Genomic DNA, 16,688 nt, shown 5'->3' with positions numbered 1-16,688 from the left:
CAGACGCGACAAACCACCTACGAGCTCTTTACGCCCAATAATTCCGGACAACGCTTGCGCCCTACGTATTACCGCGGCTGCTGGCACGTAGTTAGCCGGCGCTTCTTCTGCAGGTACCGTCACTTGCGCTTCGTCCCTGCTGAAAGAGGTTTACAACCCGAAGGCCGTCATCCCTCACGCGGCGTCGCTGCGTCAGGCTTCCGCCCATTGCGCAATATTCCCCACTGCTGCCTCCCGTAGGAGTCTGGGCCGTGTCTCAGTCCCAGTGTGACCGGTCGCCCTCTCAGGCCGGTTACCCGTCGTCGCCTTGGTAGGCCATCACCCCACCAACAAGCTGATAGGCCGCGAGCCCATCCCCAACCGAAAAACTTTCCACCACACCACATGCGTGACGTGGTCGTATCCGGTATTAGACCCAGTTTCCCAGGCTTATCCCAAAGTCAGGGGCAGGTTGCTCACGTGTTACTCACCCGTTCGCCGCTCGAGTACCCCCGAAGGGGCCTTTCCGCTCGACTTGCATGTGTTAAGCACGCCGCCAGCGTTCGTCCTGAGCCAGGATCAAACTCTCCATCAAGGCCACACGACCACCCAGGGGGCGAACCCCAGGCAGCCAAACCTCAGAAGAAAATCCCAGCAAACACCAACCCCAAACAGAGCTGGCATATTGCCTCAAAGAAATCCCCAGCCCTCAACCACCCTCCGAAAAGGAAGTTCAGAGCTGCGGGGCGACCCGACCGAATCACGGCCGGGCCGATAAAGGCACTGGCTTTTAACACGCTGTTGAGTTCTCAAGAAACGGACACCCACCGCGCCGAACCCGCTTCCGCGAGCCCCGCTCCGGGGCAACCTCTCTAACTTACCAGGCTCGCCACCGCTGTCAAGTAGACCGATGAAGATCTTTTAGACAGGCAGAGGATCGTCTGGATTCACTCGCACGGACGACAACAGATCAGGGACCTGTTGTATCGCTTCGAGTGAGAGTGCCCATCGGGCCGGCCACCTTGCGGCGTCCTGCATCCCGTTCCGGGCCAACCAGACCATCGTACCTCAGCCCGAGCGATGCTCGAACCGTTTTCCTCAAGCCTGGTTCCCCTGGGGCCGACCGCCTCTCGGCGTCCTGCATCCCCTCGGGGCAGGTGGAACATTAGGGTCACCCGCCAGGACCGTCAAACCAGGATCGGCCGCATATTCTTCCCACGCCCCGGCGACGGGCCCTGTCAGTGCTGCTGACCTCGGACTTCCCCTGCGACGTGGCGCCCGTCACAGTCCCCTGGCGACTACTCAAGCCGCCGGTAGATCGAGATGACGAACGACAGCGGCACCGGTACCGGGTCCGGTAGCCGTTCCAGCCTCGGCCACAGATCTTCCGCCGGGACGTGGTGCGCGCTCGGTCCCATGGCGACGAGCGTGGCGACCTCCCGGTGTGACAGGACCGCCTCGGTCTCGATGTTCTGCCGGGTGTCCAACTTGAAGTACCCGGCGAGCGCCGCGTCGGTGCGTTCGGTCTTGCGTTCGTCGATCGTGACCAGGCCGAGCGCCGCGACCAGGGGGCCGAGGTGGGCCGACGACGGGGTGACGGTGAACAGCAGCCCGTCCTCGTGCAGGACTCGGTGGAACTCGGCGGCGTTGCGCGGCGCGAAGACGTTCAGGACGGTTCCGGCCGCGCCGTCCCGCACGGGAAGCGGGCGCCACAGGTCGGCGACGACGGCTCCGGCGCGCTGGTGTGCTCTGGCGGCGCGGCGGGCGGCGTGCTTGGAGATGTCCAGGGCGAGGCCGAGCGCGTGCGGGGACCGGTCCAGAACGCGGCCGAGGTAGTGGCCCGTCCCGGCGCCGGCGTCCAGGACGAGGGACGCGCCGTCCAGGCTCCGGGCGACGCTTCTGGCGAGGCGCTCGGCGGGGGCGGTGAAGTGCCCGGCGGTGAGGAACTCGTCACGGGCGCGGACCATCTCGGGGGTGTCCGCCGTCCCGGGGCGGGCGTTGCCGGGCAGGAGGTTCGCGTAGCCCTGCCGCGCGATGTCGAAGGCGTGCCCGGTCGGGCAGCGCAGTCCGCGGTCCGCCATCGCGAGGTCCGCTCCGCACACGGGGCACACCAGGTATTGGACGACATCGGCGAGCATCCGTCCATCATCGTCCATGGACCGCGCGGAACGGGCGGGGTGGCCCGCATCTTTGCCATCGTGCCGCCCGGCGGACGACTGGGCGTCCCACACCCGCAACCCGCCGCGCGCACGGCAGATCCCGGCGCGTGATGCGCAGACCCCCGCGAAGGCGCCGACCGGAACCGGCCAGCGCTCATACGAAGGGCGTCAGGGACAGGGCCCGAGGGGTCAGGACTCCACGCGGCGCCGGACGTCCTCCATGTCGAGGCCGCGGACCTGCTCGATCACGTTCTCCAGGACCGGCTCGGGCAGCGCGCCCGCCTCGGCGAAGACGATCACGCCGTCGCGGATGGCCATCAGGGTCGGGATCGAGCTGATGCCGAACCGCTCGGACAGCGCCGGCTCGGCCTCGGTGTCGACCTTGGCGAAGACGATGTCCTCGTGCTTGGCCGCCGACTTCTCGAACACCGGCGCGAACCGCTTGCATGGCCCGCACCAGTCCGCCCAGAAGTCGACCAGGACGATGCCGTCCCCTTGCGCCACCTCGTCGAAGTTCGCGGTGGTGAGCGTGACGGTCGTCATGTCGGTTTCTCCTCAGTCCGGGTATCAGGACGGTAGAGCGGCTAACAGCCCCGCAGTATTCCCCACTCGGGAATCACAGAGCGGTAATTAGCGTTGTCCCCATAGGGAGATCGCACCGGAGAAGGGTCAGGATGGCTGCAACCCGTACCAAGGGCGACAGGGTCGACGTGCCCGACAAGGACCTTGTCGGAGCGTACCTCGACCGGATCGGCCGCACCCCCCTGCTCGACGCGCAGGAGGAGGTCGATCTGGCGAAGGCGATCGAAGGGGGCCTGTACGCCGAGCAACTCCTCGACGAGGGAACCGTGCCCGAGGGCGCGACCCGCGAGGAGCTGGAGGAGCTCACCGCGGCGGGGCTGCGCGCCAAGCAGCGCTTCGTCGAGGCGAACCTCCGGCTCGTGGTCTCGATCGCCCGCAAGTACCCGACCGACTCGTTGCCCCTCATCGACCTCATCCAGGAGGGGAACCTGGGGCTGATGCGCGCGGTGGAGAAGTTCGACTACCGCCGCGGCTTCAAGTTCTCCACGTACGCGACGTGGTGGATCAGGCAGGCGATCGGGCGTGGGCTGAGTCACACGGCCCGCACGATCCGGCTGCCCGTCCACGTGGAGGAGGAGTTGTCCCGGCTGCGCCGCGCGGAGCGGCAGCTCGGCCGCGACCTCGGCCGCGAGCCGACCCGCGAGGAGCTCGCGGTGTCGCTGGGCGCGGACGCGGAGCACGTCGACGAGCTGTTGCGCTGGCGGCGCGACCCGGCGAGCCTCGACGCGACCGTCGACGACGCGGGCGAGACGCCGATGGGCGACCTGCTGGAGGACCCCGACGCGGTCACGCCGGAGGCGGAGATCCTCGCGCTGGACGACATCGAGGGCCTGGCCCGGCTGCTGGAGCGCCTGCCCGAGCGCGAGTCGGCGATCCTGCGCGCCCGTTTCGGGATGGACAGCGGCCAGCCGCTGTCGTACGCGCAGATCGGCGCCCGTTACGGGCTGAGCCACAACCGCGTCCGGCAGATCACCGACCGTTCGCTGCGGCGCCTCCGCCAGCTGGCGGGCGAGGCGGAGCTGACCGGGCGCCGGGCGCTCGCGGGCACGCCGTCCGCCCCGGACGAGCCGGTCCGGGCCGGTGCCCGGAGCCAGGCCGCCTGAGGTCGTCGGCGGTTCGATGGCCGGGGCCGCGTGCCTCGCGGCCCCCGGCCCGCCTTTGCGCCGGGGCCTTCCGGCCGGTTTCGGCCCGGCTCCTGGTGCCATGGCGCGCGGCGTGCCATAGCCTTTTCGGGTGAGTATCTCCAGCGGCCCCGCAGACCTCGACGCCTGGCGCGGCCTCCCCGCCCACCAGCAGCCCGAGTGGGACGATCCGGACGAGGTGCGCGCGGTCGCCGCCGAGCTCGCCGCCCAGCCCCCGCTCGTCTTCGCCGGTGAGTGCGACCAGCTCAAGAGCCAGCTCGCGGACGTGGCGCGCGGCGAGGCGTTCGTCCTTCAAGGCGGCGACTGCGCGGAGACGTTCGACGGCTCGAACGCCGACGCGGTGAAGAACAAGCTGAAGACCCTGCTCCAGATGGCGGTCGTGCTCACCTACGCCGCCAGCGTGCCGGTCGTGAAGATCGGACGGATGGCGGGGCAGTACGCGAAACCGCGCTCCAAGCCCGTCGAGGTGCGCGGCGGCGTGGAGCTGCCCGCCTACCGGGGCGACGCGGTGAACGGTCTGGCGTTCGATTCCGAGTCCCGGCGCAACGACCCGCACCGGCTGCTCAAGGCCTACCACTGCTCGGCGGTGACGCTGAACCTGTGCCGGGCGTTCACCAAGGGCGGCTACGCCGACCTGCGGCAGGTGCACGCCTGGAACCAGGACTTCGTGGCGCAGAGCCCGGCGGGCCGCCGCTACGAGCGGGTCGCGGGCGAGATCGACCGGGCGCTGACGTTCATGAAGGCGTGCGGGGTGAACCCCGACGAGTTCCACGGCGTGGAGTTCTACTCCAGCCACGAGGCGCTGCTGCTGGAGTACGAGCGGGCGCTGACCCGCGTGGACCACCTCAGCGGCCTCCCCTACGACGTGTCGGCGCACTTCCTGTGGATCGGCGAGCGCACCCGGCAGCTGGACGGGGCGCACGTGGAGTTCCTGCGGCACATCCGCAACCCGATCGGGGTGAAGCTGGGCCCGACGACGTCCGCCGACGACGCGCTCGCGTTGATCGACCGGCTCAACCCCGAGGGCGAGCCGGGGCGGCTGACGTTCATCACCCGCATGGGCGCGGGCAAGGTCCGGGACGCGCTGCCGGCGCTGATCGAGAAGGTGCACCAGAGCGGCGCGCCGGTCGCGTGGATCTGCGACCCGATGCACGGCAACACCTTCGAGGCGCCGAGCGGGCACAAGACCCGGCGGCTGGACGACGTGCTGGACGAGGTGGCCGGGTTCTTCGAGGTCCACCGCTCCCTCGGGACGCACCCGGGCGGCATCCACATCGAGTTCACCGGCGACGACGTCACCGAGTGCGTGGGCGGCGGGCAGGGGCTGGTCGAGGACGACCTCCACCAGCGGTACGAGACCGCCTGCGACCCGCGCCTCAACCGCGGCCAGTCGCTGGACCTGGCGTTCATGGTCGCGGAGCTGTACCGCAAGTCGGCCTGATCACCGCTCGGACGTCACACGACATCACCGAGGGCCCCGCGCATCCACCCGGTGCGCGGGGCCTTCCCTTGCTACGCGGTCGCGTCATCCGTGCGGTGTGGTCGCGCGGCCCAACGCCCGGCCGCCGGGCCGCACCGGCCCGGTTTCGGACGCCGGGGCCGATACCGGACAGCGGTCAGATGTTGACTTCGGCCCAGACGACCTTGCCGCCGGTCACGGGGTCGGCGCCCCAGGAGGTCGCGAAGCGGTCGACGATGAACAGGCCGCGGTGCGACTCGTCCAGGGGGCCGGGGACGGTCAGCCGGGGCAACTGCGCGGCGCGGTCGCGGACCTCGACGCGGACCCGGGCGGTACCGCGCAGCAGCCGCAGTTCCAGCGCCGTGCCCGCGTGCCGGACGGCGTTGGCGACGAGTTCGGCGACGATCGCGGTGACGAGCTCCTCGCGGTCCATCAGGGCCCAGGTGCGCATGGTGCGGGCGGCGAGTCGGCGCGCGTACTCGACCGCCTCGGTCTGGGGCGCGGCGCGCAGGGTGGTCTCGGTCATCGGGTCGGTCACTCCGCCCGCTCGCCGTTCTTCATCGTGTCCCGCCCCTTCCGGTCACCGCCTGGCCGCCGCCCACGGGAGGGTCCGCGGGCGCCTGTGCCCTTGTGAACGCCCGAGCCCCCGCCGGAGTGCCCGCCCCAGTGCCCGTCCGGGTGCCCGTCACCGCCCATCGGCCGGAGTCTCCTCCGCCCGGCCGGCGATGAGGAACCGGTCGAGGCCGGTGGTCCGCAGGACGTTCTCCACCCGGCCGTAGGCGCCGGTGACGGTGAGCGTGGCGTTCTGCGCGCGCGCGTGCTTGTAGGCGCGGACGAGGACGTTCAGCCCCGAGGAGTCGCAGAAGTCGACCGCCGTGAGATCGACGACGACCACCCGCTCCCCCGCGTCGACGAGTTCGGTCAGTCGCGACCGCAGCTCGTCGGAGGAATGCAGGTCTATGGAGCCGCGCGCGGCGATCGTCGCGCGGCCGTCCTGTCGTGTCGTGTGCAAGGCAAGCCCCACGCCACCCCACCTTACCGATTGTTGGTCTCCATCATGACGCCCGCAGAACGATGAGGGCAACGTCGTCGTTCGACGGCTCGGGTCCGAAGTCGCGTACCGCTCGCTGGATCCGGGCGGCGACCGCGCCCGCGCTCAGGCCCGTGCACCCGGCCAGCAGCCGTTCCAGCCCGTGGCCGTCGCCGAGCAGGCGGCTGCCCGAGCGCCGCTCGGTGACGCCGTCGGTGACGCACAGCAGGACCTCGCCGCGGCGCAGCTCGACGGTGTCGGTGTGGAAGTCCACGCCGTCGAACACCCCGAGCAGCGGCTGCGGCGTGGCGACCTCGCGGACGCCGCCGTCCGGGTCGAGGACGAGCGGCGGCGGGTGGCCCGCACTGGACAGCCTGATCGTCACCCCGTCGCGGCGGCGCCGGGCGGTGATCTCGCCGTGCAGCAGCGTGAGCAGCCGCCCGCGCTCGCCCTCGCCGAGGATCAGCCGGTTGAGGCGGGCGAGGACGGCGGGGACGGACATGTCCTCGGCGGCGAGGATGCGCAGCGCGTGCCGGGCGAGGCCGGTGACGGCCGCGGCCTCGGGGCCGGTCCCGCAGACGTCGCCGATGGCGAAGCGCCACCGGGAGGCGGGCCCGCCCGGGCGCGACCCGCTCGCGAACACGTCGTAGAAGTCGCCGCCGACCTCGCTGCCCTCCCCCGCCGGCTCGTAGACGACGGCGACCTCCAGGCCGGGGATCTCGGGGATGCCGGGCGGCAGGAGGCTGCGCTGGAGGGCGCTGCTCATGGCGGTCTGGGCGGAGAACAGGCGGGCGTTGTCGACGGCGAGGGCGGCGCGGCGGCTGAGCTCCTCGGCCAGTTCGATCGCGCTGCGGGGGAACCGGTCGCCGGAGGGGCGGCCGATGACGATCGTGCCGATGCGGCGGCCCCGGGCGACGAGCGGGAAGGCGTAGACCTGGTCGTCGGCGGTGTCGCCGGCGGCGGCGCGGACCTCCTCGGGGGCGGTGGCGAGGCCGCTCCAGGGCGAGGAGACGTCGACCGGCGGGGTGGCGCCGGCGTGGTCGAGCAGCTCGCGCAGGCCGTCGGCGCGGTTCTCGTCGGCGTGCCAGACGTAGGCGAGCTTGGCGGGCTCGGAGCCGTCGGTGTTGTAGACCGCGCACCAGGTCGCCAGGCGCGGGACGACGAGCTGGGCGACCAGTGCCATCGTCCGCTCCTGGTCGAGGGTGCCGGCGAGCAGGTCGCTGGCCTCGGCGACGAAGCTGAGCCAGCCGCGCCAGGACCGTTCCAGTTCGCCGACCCTGGCCTTCTCCAGCGACAGCGACATCTCGTCGGCGAGCCGTCCGAGCCGGGCGCCGTCGGCCTCCCCGAACCGTCCCGAGACCGCGGAGACGGCGACGACGAGGCCGGTGAGGCGGCCTCCCGACTCCAGCGGCGCGGCGGCCAGCGACCTGGCCCGCAGGGCGGCCGCGGTGGGGTCGGAGGCGTCGGTTGCCACCCAGGGCGATCCGGCGCGGGCGGCTGGGCCAAGCGCGGGCACCGACAGCTCGCCGAGCGGGATCTCGGCGGCGGTGCCGGCGGACGCGCCCATGATCAGCCGTCCGTCGCGCTCGGTGAGCAGCACGGCGGCGCCCTCGGCCGCCAGGACCTCCCGGACGGTGGCGACGCCGTCCTCCAGCGCCTCGACGGCGGCGGGCGAGCGGAGCAGCCGGTCGCCCGCGGCGGGCATCTCGCCGACGCCGTCGCCGCTCAGCCGGGGCTCGCGCCCCGGAGAGGAGGGGCCGCCGGTCGCGCCGCCCTGGTCCAGCACCGGGTGGGTGTCGCGGACGGCGGCGGCCTCGCGGGTCGGGGTTCCGCTCTCGTCGCCGTCGACCTGGTCGAGGTCCTCGCCGCCGAGCGGGCGCGCGGGCCCCGCGCCGTTGGCGGCGCCCGGACGCGGCAGGGTGAACCAGACGCCCTTGGTGCGGCGGTCGTAGGAGACGCCCCAGGACGAGGCGAGCCGCGCGATCGAGGGCAGGCCGCGTCCGCTGGAGGCGGTGACGCCCGGCATCTCGATACCGCGCGTGGGGTGCCGGTCGCGGACCTCGACCTTGATCTCGCCGTCCTCCAGGCGGCAGGTCACCTCGAAGGACGTCCCGGCGTAGGCGATCGCGTTGGTCGCCAGTTCGCTGGTCGCGAGGATCGCGTCGTCGGCGACCTCCTGCATGCCCCAGTCGGCGAGCACCTTCCGGACGAAGCGGCGCGCGTCCGCCACCGCCGCGGCGGCGGACGGGAAGGTGGCCGACGCCGTCTGCCGATCCAATGTCGTCCCTCGTTCGATGCGTCTCTACCGGGCGTGGCTATCGTGACAGACTGGTCGACCGCCCGGCCAGGAGAGCCGTGATCTGGGCCGCGACACGCTCGTGACCTCGGACGACCGGCCCCCGCACAACACGACAGACCGTAACACGAAGACTACGGCCCCGAATCCCCGACCGTTACCGTACCTTTACCCGGGCCCGCGCGGAACCGGCTCCAGGCTGCTCGGGGACGTAGAGTACAGATGCGGCCCGCTGAAGGAATCCGTGGTATCCGGGTACACGACGATCGCGGGCCAGGAGGATGAAGAGCATGCCGCGTACCGCGTCCCGTGCCCGCCCCGGCGGGTCTCGCGACACGACCCCGCGTTACAGCGACGCCGACCTCGAACCGCTGCTGAGGGCGCTCGCCGCCGTCCGCGACGGGAAGATCGCTCGGGAGCTGGACGCGCCGGGAGAGGGCGCCGTGGCGGAGGCCGCGGGCATCCTGGAGGAGATCCGGCAGAACGGGCAGCAGCTGACGGCGGGGCTGAGTCGCGTCCGGCACGAGATCGGCCGGGAGGGGCACCTGCACGGCCGGCTGACGCCCGGGACGCTGAAGGGCGCGTGGGCGGCGGCCGTCGAGGACTCCAACGCGATCATCGGGAAGCTGACCGAGCTCGCCACCGGAATGCACCAGGTGGTGGAGGCCGTCGCCAAGGGCGACCTGTCGCAGCGGGTGGAGCTGCGGGTCCGGGGCCGTCCGATGCGCGGCGAGCTGCTGCGCATGGCGAAGTCGGTGAACGGGATGGTCGAGCTGCTCGACCAGTTCACCTGGGAGGTCACCCAGTTCGCGCGGGAGGTCGGCACCGAGGGCCGGCTCGGGGGGCAGGCCCCCTCGCGCGGGATGACGGGCCGCTGGCGGGACGTGACGGCGTCGGTGAACGCGATGGCGAGCCGGCTGACCGCGCAGGTCCGCGACATCGCGGAGGTCACCACGGCGGTCGCCAAGGGCGACCTGACCCGCAAGGTCACCGTCGAGGCGTCGGGCGAGCTCCAGGAGCTCAAGCTCACCGTGAACACGATGGTCGACCAGCTGTCGGCGTTCGCCGACGAGGTCACCCGCGTCGCCCGCGAGGTCGGCACGGAGGGGCAGCTCGGCGGGCAGGCGAACGTGCGGGGCGTCAGCGGTGTGTGGAAGAACCTCACCGACAACGTCAACGCGATGGCGAACAACCTGACCTACCAGGTCCGCAACATCGCCCAGGTCACGACGGCGGTGGCGGAGGGCGACCTGGGCAAGAAGATCACGGTCGACGCGCAGGGCGAGATCCTCCAGCTCAAGCTGACCGTGAACCAGATGGTGGACACGCTGTCCGCGTTCGCCGACGAGGTCACCCGCGTCGCCCGCGAGGTCGGCACCGAAGGGCGGCTCGGCGGCCAGGCGCGCGTGCCCGGCGGCAGCGGCGTCTGGAAGGACCTGACCAACAACGTCAACGGGATGGCGTCCAACCTGACCTACCAGGTCCGCAACATCGCGCAGGTGACCACGGCGGTGGCGCAGGGCGACCTGACCAAGAAGATCACGGTGGACGCGCAGGGGGAGATCCTCCAGCTCAAGGACACCGTGAACACGATGGTGGACACGCTGTCGGGATTCGCCGACGAGGTCACGCGGGTGGCGCGGGAGGTCGGCACCGAGGGACGGCTCGGCGGGCAGGCGCGGGTGGCCGGGGTGAGCGGGGTCTGGAAGGACCTCACCAACAACGTGAACTCGATGGCCAACAACCTGACCACGCAGGTCCGCGGCATCGCGACGGTCACGACGGCGGTGGCGCAGGGCGATCTGACCCGCAAGATCGAGGTGGACGCGCAGGGCGAGATCCTGCAACTCAAGGACACCCTCAACACGATGGTCGACACGCTGTCGGCGTTCGCGGACGAGGTCAGCCGCGTCGCCCGCGAGGTCGGCACAGAGGGGCGGCTCGGCGGCCAGGCGATCGTGCCCGGCGCGGGCGGCATGTGGAAGGACCTGACCGACAACGTCAACGGCATGGCGTCCAACCTGACCTACCAGGTGCGCAACATCGCGCAGGTCGCGACGGCGGTCGCGCACGGCGACCTGACCCGCCGCATCGACGTGAACGCCCAGGGCGAGATCCTGGAGCTGAAGACGACGCTGAACAAGATGGTCGACACGCTGTCGTCGTTCGCCTCGGAGGTCACCCGCGTGGCGCGCGAGGTCGGCAGCGAGGGACGGCTCGGCGGGCAGGCCGAGGTCGAGGGCGTGTCGGGCACCTGGAAGCGGCTGACCGAGAGCGTCAACGAGCTGGCCGGGAACCTGACCACGCAGGTCCGCGCGATCGGCGAGGTGGCGAGCGCGGTCGCCACCGGCGACCTGACCCGGACGATCACGGTCGAGGCGCGCGGCGAGGTCGCCGAGCTCTCGGACAACGTGAACCTGATGGTCGCGACGCTGCGCGAGACGACCCGCGCCAACGAGGAGCAGGACTGGCTCAAGACCAACCTGGCGCGGATCGGCGGCCTCATGCAGGGCCACCGCGACCTGCTCCAGGTCGCCGAGCTGATCATGCGGGAGCTGACCCCGACCGCGAGCGCCCAGTACGGCGCTTTCTACCTCGCCGAGAACACCGGCGAGGAGACCGAGCTGGTGCTGATCGCCGGGTACGGGACGCGGCGGAGCCGGTCGGGCGCCGTCCGGTTCGCGCTGGGCGAGGGCCTGGTCGGGCAGGCGGCGCAGGAGCGCCGGACGCTGCTGATCGCCGACGCCCCCGCCGACTACGTCAAGATCGGCTCGGGGCTCGGCGAGGCGTCCCCGGTCAACATCATCGTGTTGCCGATCGTGTTCGAGGACGCGGTGCTCGGCGCGATCGAGCTGGCCTCCTTCGGCCGGTTCACCGACGTCCACCTGGCGTTCTTCAGCCAGCTGATCGAGACGATCGGGGTCACGCTGAACGCGATCCGCGCCAACACCCGCACCGAGGCGCTGCTCGGCGAGTCGCAGCGGCTCGCGCAGGAGCTCCAGGAGCGCTCGGACGAGCTCCAGCGGCAACAGGGTGAGCTTCGCCACTCCAACACCGAACTGGAGGAGAAGGCGGCGCTGCTGGCCCAGCAGAACCGCGCGATCGAGATCCAGAACTTCCAGATCGAGCAGGCCAGGCGGACGCTGGAGGAGCGCGCCGAGCAGCTCGCGATCTCCTCGCGGTACAAGTCGGAGTTCCTGGCGAACATGTCGCACGAGCTGCGGACGCCGCTGAACAGCCTGCTCGTGCTGGCCAAGCTGCTGTCGGAGAACCAGGGCGGCAACCTCACCGACAAGCAGGTGGAGTTCGCGCAGACCATCCACGACTCCGGCACCGACCTGCTGGAGCTGATCAACGACATCCTGGACCTGGCGAAGGTCGAGGCGGGCAAGATGGAGGTCCACCCGCAGCGGCTGTCGGTGTCGGCGCTGGTCGACTACGTGGAGGCGACGTTCCGGCCGCTGTCGGTCGACAAGGGCCTGCACTTCGGGGTGGAGGTCGCCGCCGACGTCCCGCCGATCCTGAACACCGACGAGCAGCGGCTCCAGCAGGTGCTGCGCAACCTGCTGTCCAACGCGGTGAAGTTCACCGCCGAGGGCGAGGTGCGGCTGCTGATCGAGCGGGCCGGGGACATCGACTTCACGCTGCCCGCGCTGTGGAACACCCCCGACGTGATGGCCTTCCGGGTGATCGACACCGGGATCGGGGTCAGCGCCGACAAGCTCCAGGAGATCTTCGAGCCGTTCCAGCAGGGCGACGGGACGACGAGCCGCCGCTACGGCGGCACCGGCCTCGGCCTGTCGATCAGCCGGAACATCGCGCGGCTGCTGGGCGGGGAGATCCACGCCGAGAGCGAGCCGGGGCGCGGCAGCGTGTTCTCCCTGTACCTGCCGGCGCACTACAGCGAGCCCGACGGGCGGCGCCGCACGGCGGCGCCGGACGAGGCGGGCGCCGCGTCCGACGTGGTGCCCGGGCTGGTCGCGGGCGGCGGCGACGGGGCGGGCGCCGCCGGGGCGGCCGTCGGGCACGAGAACGGCATGGGCGGCGACCGGCGGTCCCGGGGCGGCGACCGGCCCGGCGAGGGCGAGCCCCCGCTGAGCGGGCTGATGGAGGGGCCGCCCGCCGACTTCCTCGACACGGTGCTGTCGGGCCGCAAGGTGCTGATCGTCGACGACGACGTCCGCAACGTGTTCGCGCTGACCAGCGTCCTGGAGGGGTACGGGATGGAGGTGCTGTACGCCGAGGACGGGCAGGCCGGCATCGACGTGCTGCACCGCAACCCCGACGTCGCGATCGTGCTGATGGACGTGATGATGCCCGGTCTGGACGGTTACGCGACCACGGCGGCGATCCGGGAGATGCCGCAGTTCGCCGAGCTGCCGATCATCGTGATCACCGCGAAGGTGATGAAGGGGGACCGGGAGAAGAGCCTGGACTCGGGCGCCTCGGACTACGTGCCGAAGCCGGTCGACGTCGATCATCTGCTTGACGTCATGCGGAACTGGCTGCAACCCTCCATCGTCCGCTGACGTGCGGCGCGGTGGGTAGGGTCGCCCTGGGGTGCCCGCCTGCCCGAGCGGCGGGCCTGACCGGAAGCGGAGAGAGACGACGCGTGGACGACAAGGCGAAGATCCTGCTCGTGGACGACCGCGAGGAGAACCTCATCGCGCTGGAGGCCATCCTCAGCTCGCTCGATCAGGATCTGGTCCGGGCGCGGTCGGGCGAGGAGGCGCTGAAGGCGCTGCTCACCGACGAGTACGCCGTCATCCTCCTGGACGTCGTCATGCCGGGGATGGACGGGTTCGAGACGGCCCGCGACATCAAGCGCCGCAAGAAGACCCGCGACCTGCCGATCATCTTCCTCACCGCCGTGAACAGCGACCCCGACTACGCCTTCCGCGGGTACGCGGCGGGCGCGGTCGACTTCATCTCCAAGCCGTTCGACCCGTGGGTGCTGCGGGCGAAGGTGTCGGTGTTCGTGGAGCTGCACAACAAGAACAAGCAGCTGCGCGACCAGACGGCGCTGCTGCGCGAGCAGGCCGCGCTCCTGCGCGAGCAGTCGGCGCTGCTCCAGGTGCGCCCCGGCGACTCCCCGCATGAGCGGGGCCCGCACGAGGACGGCCCGGTGCGGGACGCGGCGGAGACCCTCGCGGCGGTGCGGGAGCAGGCGGAGAGCCTCGGCAAGCAGGTGCCGGCGGCGCTGCGCGGCGAATTCGACGAGCTCGACCGCCGCCTGGCCGCCCTGCGGGCCTCTCTCGAAGGCGACGTGGAGGGCTAGCCGGAGCAACCGGAAGCTGCCGATCCGGTCACGCTTCGCGGTGCCGCCGCGCGGGGACGGTCCTGCTCCGGGGGTGAGGCCCATGGACGTCACCGCGCTCTTCTTCACCGGCGCCGGAACTGGCTTGCTCGCCGGAGGAACGACCTGCGCCGCCGTGCAACTCGGCCTCCTCACAGGCGCGGTCACCGGCGTCCCCCATAGCGAACCCTCCACGGGTAACCGTGCGTCCTCTGCCGCCGAGTCCCCTTCGGAGGCGCGTTCCAAGCCTCGTTCCGACAACCGCGCCGACACGTGGGCCTCCACCCGTTCCGAGGGCCGTGTCGACGCGCGTTCCAGCCCCGGTGCCGACGCGCAGGCCGACACCCGTTCTGGGGCCCGTGCCGACACCCGTTCGGGGGTTCGTTCCGATAGCGGTTCCGGCACCCGTGCCGACGTGCGGGTGGTGGGGGTGTTTCTGGCCGCGAAGCTCGGGGCGCACGTGCTGCTCGGGGCGGCGCTGGGGCTGGCGGGCGGCGCCGTGCAGCCGGGTCCACGGGTGCGGGGCGTCCTGTTGGCGGTGGCGGCGCTGTCCCTGGTCCTGTTCGCGCTCGACCTGCTGGGCTTCCGCCCCGTCCGGCGCCTCCTGCGCCGTGACCGGCACTGCCGGGCACCGCAGGCGTCGCGCGGCGGGGGGTGGCGGCGGGCCGCCGGGCTGGGCGCGGCCACCGTGCTCGTGCCGTGCGGGTTGACGTTGTCGGCCGAGCTGCTGGCGGTCACGTCCCGGTCGGCCGCGGGCGGCGCGGCGGTGCTGGGCGGGTTCGTGCTCGGCACCGCGCCGCTGTTCGGCGCGGTCGGGGTCACGGTCGGACGGGTGCTCGCGGTGCTGCGGGGCCGGGTCGCCGTCCTGCCGGCCGCCGTGCTCCTCGCCGTCGCCGGGTGGACGCTGCTGTCGGGCCTGCGGCTCGGCGGCTGGCTGCCCGATGGGGGCGGGACGGCGACGGCGGCCGACTCGGCGCGGTTCGTCCGGACCGACCCCTCCGGCACGCAGTTCGTGACCGTGTGGGCGCTCGACCGGGGGTACCGGCCCGCGCGCCTCACCGCGCAGGCGGGCGTGCACACCGTGCTCGTGCTGCGGACCGACGGCGCCCGCGGGCACACGCGGGCGTTCACGATCCCGCAGCGCGGCGCGGACGTGATCCTCCCCGAGCGCGGCGAGACCCGGATCGACCTGGGCGTCCCGGGGGCGGGCCGGATGCGCTTCGTGTGCGCGTCCGGCCACTACCCCGGGGCGATCACGTTCCGTTAGCCGGCGGCGAGGCGGGCGCGCGCGGCGGCGATGCGGGCGAGCGTGCGGTCGCGGCCGAGGACCTCCAGGGACTCGAACAGCGGCAGGCCGACGGTGCGCCCGGTGACGGCGACGCGGACGGGCGCCTGCGTCTTGCCGAGCTTGAGGCCGTGCTCGGCGCCGATCGCCTCCAGCCGGGTCTTCAGCTCCTCGGCGTTCCAGGGCGCGTCGCGGTAGGCCTCCTCGGCGGCGGCGAGGATCTGCGCGGCGGGCTCCTTCATGGCCTTGTTCCAGGACTGCTCGTCGGCGGGCGGCTCGTCCAGGAACGCGAAGTCGATCATCGGGACGATCTCCGACAGCAGCGCCACCCGGGTCTGGGCCAGCGGGGCCAGCTCGGCGAAGACGGACACGTCCACGGCGAAGGGGGCGTCCTGGAGGAACGGCAGGCACTCGGCGGCGAACTTCTCGGCGGGCAGCGCGCGGATGTACTCGCCGTTGATCGCGCGGAGCTTCTTGACGTCGAAGAACGCGGGCGAGGTGTTGACGTCCTCGACGCGGAACTCCTCGACCACCACGTCCCACGGGACGATCTCGCGGTCGCCCGACGGCGCCCAGCCGAGCAGCATCAGGTAGTTGCGCATCGCCTCGGCGAGGTAGCCCTCGGCGCGGTAGTCCTCCAGGGCGACCTTGTCGCGGCGCTTGGACAGCTTCTGCCGCTTCTCGTTCACGACCACCGGCAGGTGCGCCCAGACCGGCGGCTCGGCGCCGAGCGCCTCCCACAGCAGCTGCTGCTTGGGCGCGTTCGACAGGTGCTCCTCGGCGCGCACGACGTGGGTGATGTGCTGGCTCATGTCGTCGACGACGTTGGCCAGCAGGAAGGTCACCGACCCGTCGGCGCGGGCGATGACGAAGTCCTCCAGGACGGCGTTCTCGAAGACGGGCTTGCCGCGCAGCAGGTCGACGACGGTGGTCTGGCCGTCGTCGGGCGTGCGGAAGCGCAGGGCGCGGCCGGGGCCCGGCTCCAGGCCGCGGTCGCGGCAGAATCCGTCGTAGCCCTTGTGCTGGTCGCCGGTGCGGGCGACCACGGCCTCGCGGGAGCAGTCGCAGTAGTAGGCGCGGCCCCGGTCCTTCAGCGTCTGGACGGCCTCGGCGTGCCGGTCGGCGTTGGCGGACTGGAAGTAGGGCCCCTCGTACTGCTCGCCGTCGATGCCGAGCCAGGCCAGCGCGCGGATGATGCCCTCGGTCCACTCGGGGCTGTTGCGCGAGGCGTCGGTGTCCTCGATCCGCAGCACGAGCGTCCCGCCGGACTGCACGGCCATCACCCAGTTGAACAGCGCCGAGCGGGCGCCGCCGACATGGAACATGCCGGTCGGGGACGGAGCGAAGCGTACGCGGATCGAAGAGGTCGAAGACATGCCTCAAGGGTAGAGCGCGCGGGGCCCGCTCGCGTCCGGCCCCGCGCGCTCACCGCCTCGTCGGCGCGGCGCGGGCGCGGCGCG

11 protein-coding genes and 1 rRNA gene are annotated in these 16,688 nt (G+C 71.8%); 5 read left to right on the top strand and 7 right to left on the bottom strand.

Annotated features, from left to right (window positions below; translation table 11 throughout):
* The 3 genes from K2F47_RS10130 to trxA form a co-directional block, all read right to left on the bottom strand.
* Nucleotides 1–574 (bottom strand): 16S ribosomal RNA (locus K2F47_RS10130); the annotation flags it as partial.
* A 703-nt stretch (nucleotides 575–1,277) separates the two neighbouring features.
* Nucleotides 1,278–2,135 (bottom strand): putative RNA methyltransferase, encoded by an 858-nt coding sequence (locus K2F47_RS10125; RefSeq protein ID WP_242902512.1) that lies wholly within the window; start codon nucleotides 2,133–2,135, stop codon nucleotides 1,278–1,280.
* A gap of 192 nt (nucleotides 2,136–2,327) precedes the next feature.
* A complete protein-coding gene (gene trxA / locus K2F47_RS10120) occupies nucleotides 2,328–2,681 on the bottom strand; it encodes a thioredoxin (RefSeq protein WP_242902511.1) in 354 nt (117 codons plus the stop codon).
* 131 nt (nucleotides 2,682–2,812) lie between these two features.
* Between trxA and K2F47_RS10115 the strand changes: the two genes are divergently transcribed.
* Complete coding sequence (locus K2F47_RS10115) at nucleotides 2,813–3,823, top strand: sigma-70 family RNA polymerase sigma factor (RefSeq protein ID WP_242902510.1); 1,011 nt, start codon at nucleotides 2,813–2,815, stop codon at nucleotides 3,821–3,823.
* A 136-nt stretch (nucleotides 3,824–3,959) separates the two neighbouring features.
* Nucleotides 3,960–5,303, top strand: coding sequence for a class II 3-deoxy-7-phosphoheptulonate synthase (locus K2F47_RS10110; protein ID WP_372490840.1), 1,344 nt, complete (start codon nucleotides 3,960–3,962; stop codon nucleotides 5,301–5,303).
* Between the two features lie 175 nt (nucleotides 5,304–5,478).
* On the opposite strand, the gene K2F47_RS10105 is transcribed toward K2F47_RS10110, so the two are convergent.
* The 3 genes from K2F47_RS10105 to K2F47_RS10095 all read right to left on the bottom strand — a co-directional run bounded on the left by K2F47_RS10105 (nucleotide 5,479) and on the right by K2F47_RS10095 (nucleotide 8,629).
* On the bottom strand, nucleotides 5,479–5,847 hold the full coding sequence (locus K2F47_RS10105) for an ATP-binding protein (protein WP_242902508.1): 369 nt from the start codon (nucleotides 5,845–5,847) through the stop codon (nucleotides 5,479–5,481).
* A 159-nt stretch (nucleotides 5,848–6,006) separates the two neighbouring features.
* Nucleotides 6,007–6,333: an STAS domain-containing protein gene (locus tag K2F47_RS10100; protein ID WP_242902507.1), complete on the bottom strand. Its 327-nt coding sequence runs from the start codon at nucleotides 6,331–6,333 to the stop codon at nucleotides 6,007–6,009.
* Between the two features lie 43 nt (nucleotides 6,334–6,376).
* Nucleotides 6,377–8,629 (bottom strand): SpoIIE family protein phosphatase, encoded by a 2,253-nt coding sequence (locus K2F47_RS10095; RefSeq protein WP_242902506.1) that lies wholly within the window; start codon nucleotides 8,627–8,629, stop codon nucleotides 6,377–6,379.
* Nucleotides 8,630–8,937: 308 nt separating this feature from the next.
* Between K2F47_RS10095 and K2F47_RS10090 the strand changes: the two genes are divergently transcribed.
* The 3 genes from K2F47_RS10090 (at nucleotide 8,938) to K2F47_RS10080 (ending at nucleotide 15,210) form a co-directional block, all read left to right on the top strand.
* Nucleotides 8,938–13,176, top strand: a complete 4,239-nt coding sequence (locus tag K2F47_RS10090; RefSeq protein WP_242902505.1) for a hybrid sensor histidine kinase/response regulator — start codon at nucleotides 8,938–8,940, stop codon at nucleotides 13,174–13,176.
* 83 nt (nucleotides 13,177–13,259) lie between these two features.
* Nucleotides 13,260–13,925 carry a response regulator gene (locus K2F47_RS10085; protein ID WP_242902504.1) on the top strand — a complete coding sequence of 222 codons (666 nt, stop codon included), beginning with the start codon at nucleotides 13,260–13,262 and terminating at the stop codon, nucleotides 13,923–13,925.
* Nucleotides 13,926–14,367: 442 nt separating this feature from the next.
* Entirely contained in the window at nucleotides 14,368–15,210 is an 843-nt protein-coding gene (locus K2F47_RS10080; protein ID WP_242902503.1) for an urease accessory protein UreH domain-containing protein, read from the top strand.
* Here the strand turns inward: K2F47_RS10080 and gltX are convergent.
* Nucleotides 15,207–16,604: a glutamate--tRNA ligase gene (gltX, locus tag K2F47_RS10075; protein ID WP_272496466.1), complete on the bottom strand. Its 1,398-nt coding sequence runs from the start codon at nucleotides 16,602–16,604 to the stop codon at nucleotides 15,207–15,209. The two genes, K2F47_RS10080 and gltX, sit on opposite strands and share 4 nt — an antisense overlap.
* Nucleotides 16,605–16,688 lie beyond the last annotated feature (84 nt).

This window comes from Actinomadura terrae (assembly GCF_022751215.1).
Taxonomy (GTDB): Bacteria; Actinomycetota; Actinomycetes; order Streptosporangiales; family Streptosporangiaceae; genus Spirillospora; species Spirillospora terrae.
The sequence above is the reverse complement of the archived record's forward strand: the minus strand, read 5'-3'. Positions and strand labels throughout refer to the sequence as shown.

Bases quoted from the DNA above. Each gene is read 5' to 3' on its own strand.
- trxA (WP_242902511.1), bottom strand. From the start codon at position 2,681: ATGACGACCGTCACGCTCACCACCGCGAACTTCGACGAGGTGGCGCAA.
- gltX (WP_272496466.1), bottom strand. From the start codon at position 16,604: ATGTCTTCGACCTCTTCGATCCGCGTACGCTTCGCTCCGTCCCCGACC.
- K2F47_RS10090 (WP_242902505.1), top strand. From the start codon at position 8,938: ATGCCGCGTACCGCGTCCCGTGCCCGCCCCGGCGGGTCTCGCGACACG.
- K2F47_RS10125 (WP_242902512.1), bottom strand. From the start codon at position 2,135: ATGGACGATGATGGACGGATGCTCGCCGATGTCGTCCAATACCTGGTG.
- K2F47_RS10115 (WP_242902510.1), top strand. From the start codon at position 2,813: ATGGCTGCAACCCGTACCAAGGGCGACAGGGTCGACGTGCCCGACAAG.
- K2F47_RS10105 (WP_242902508.1), bottom strand. From the start codon at position 5,847: ATGACCGAGACCACCCTGCGCGCCGCGCCCCAGACCGAGGCGGTCGAG.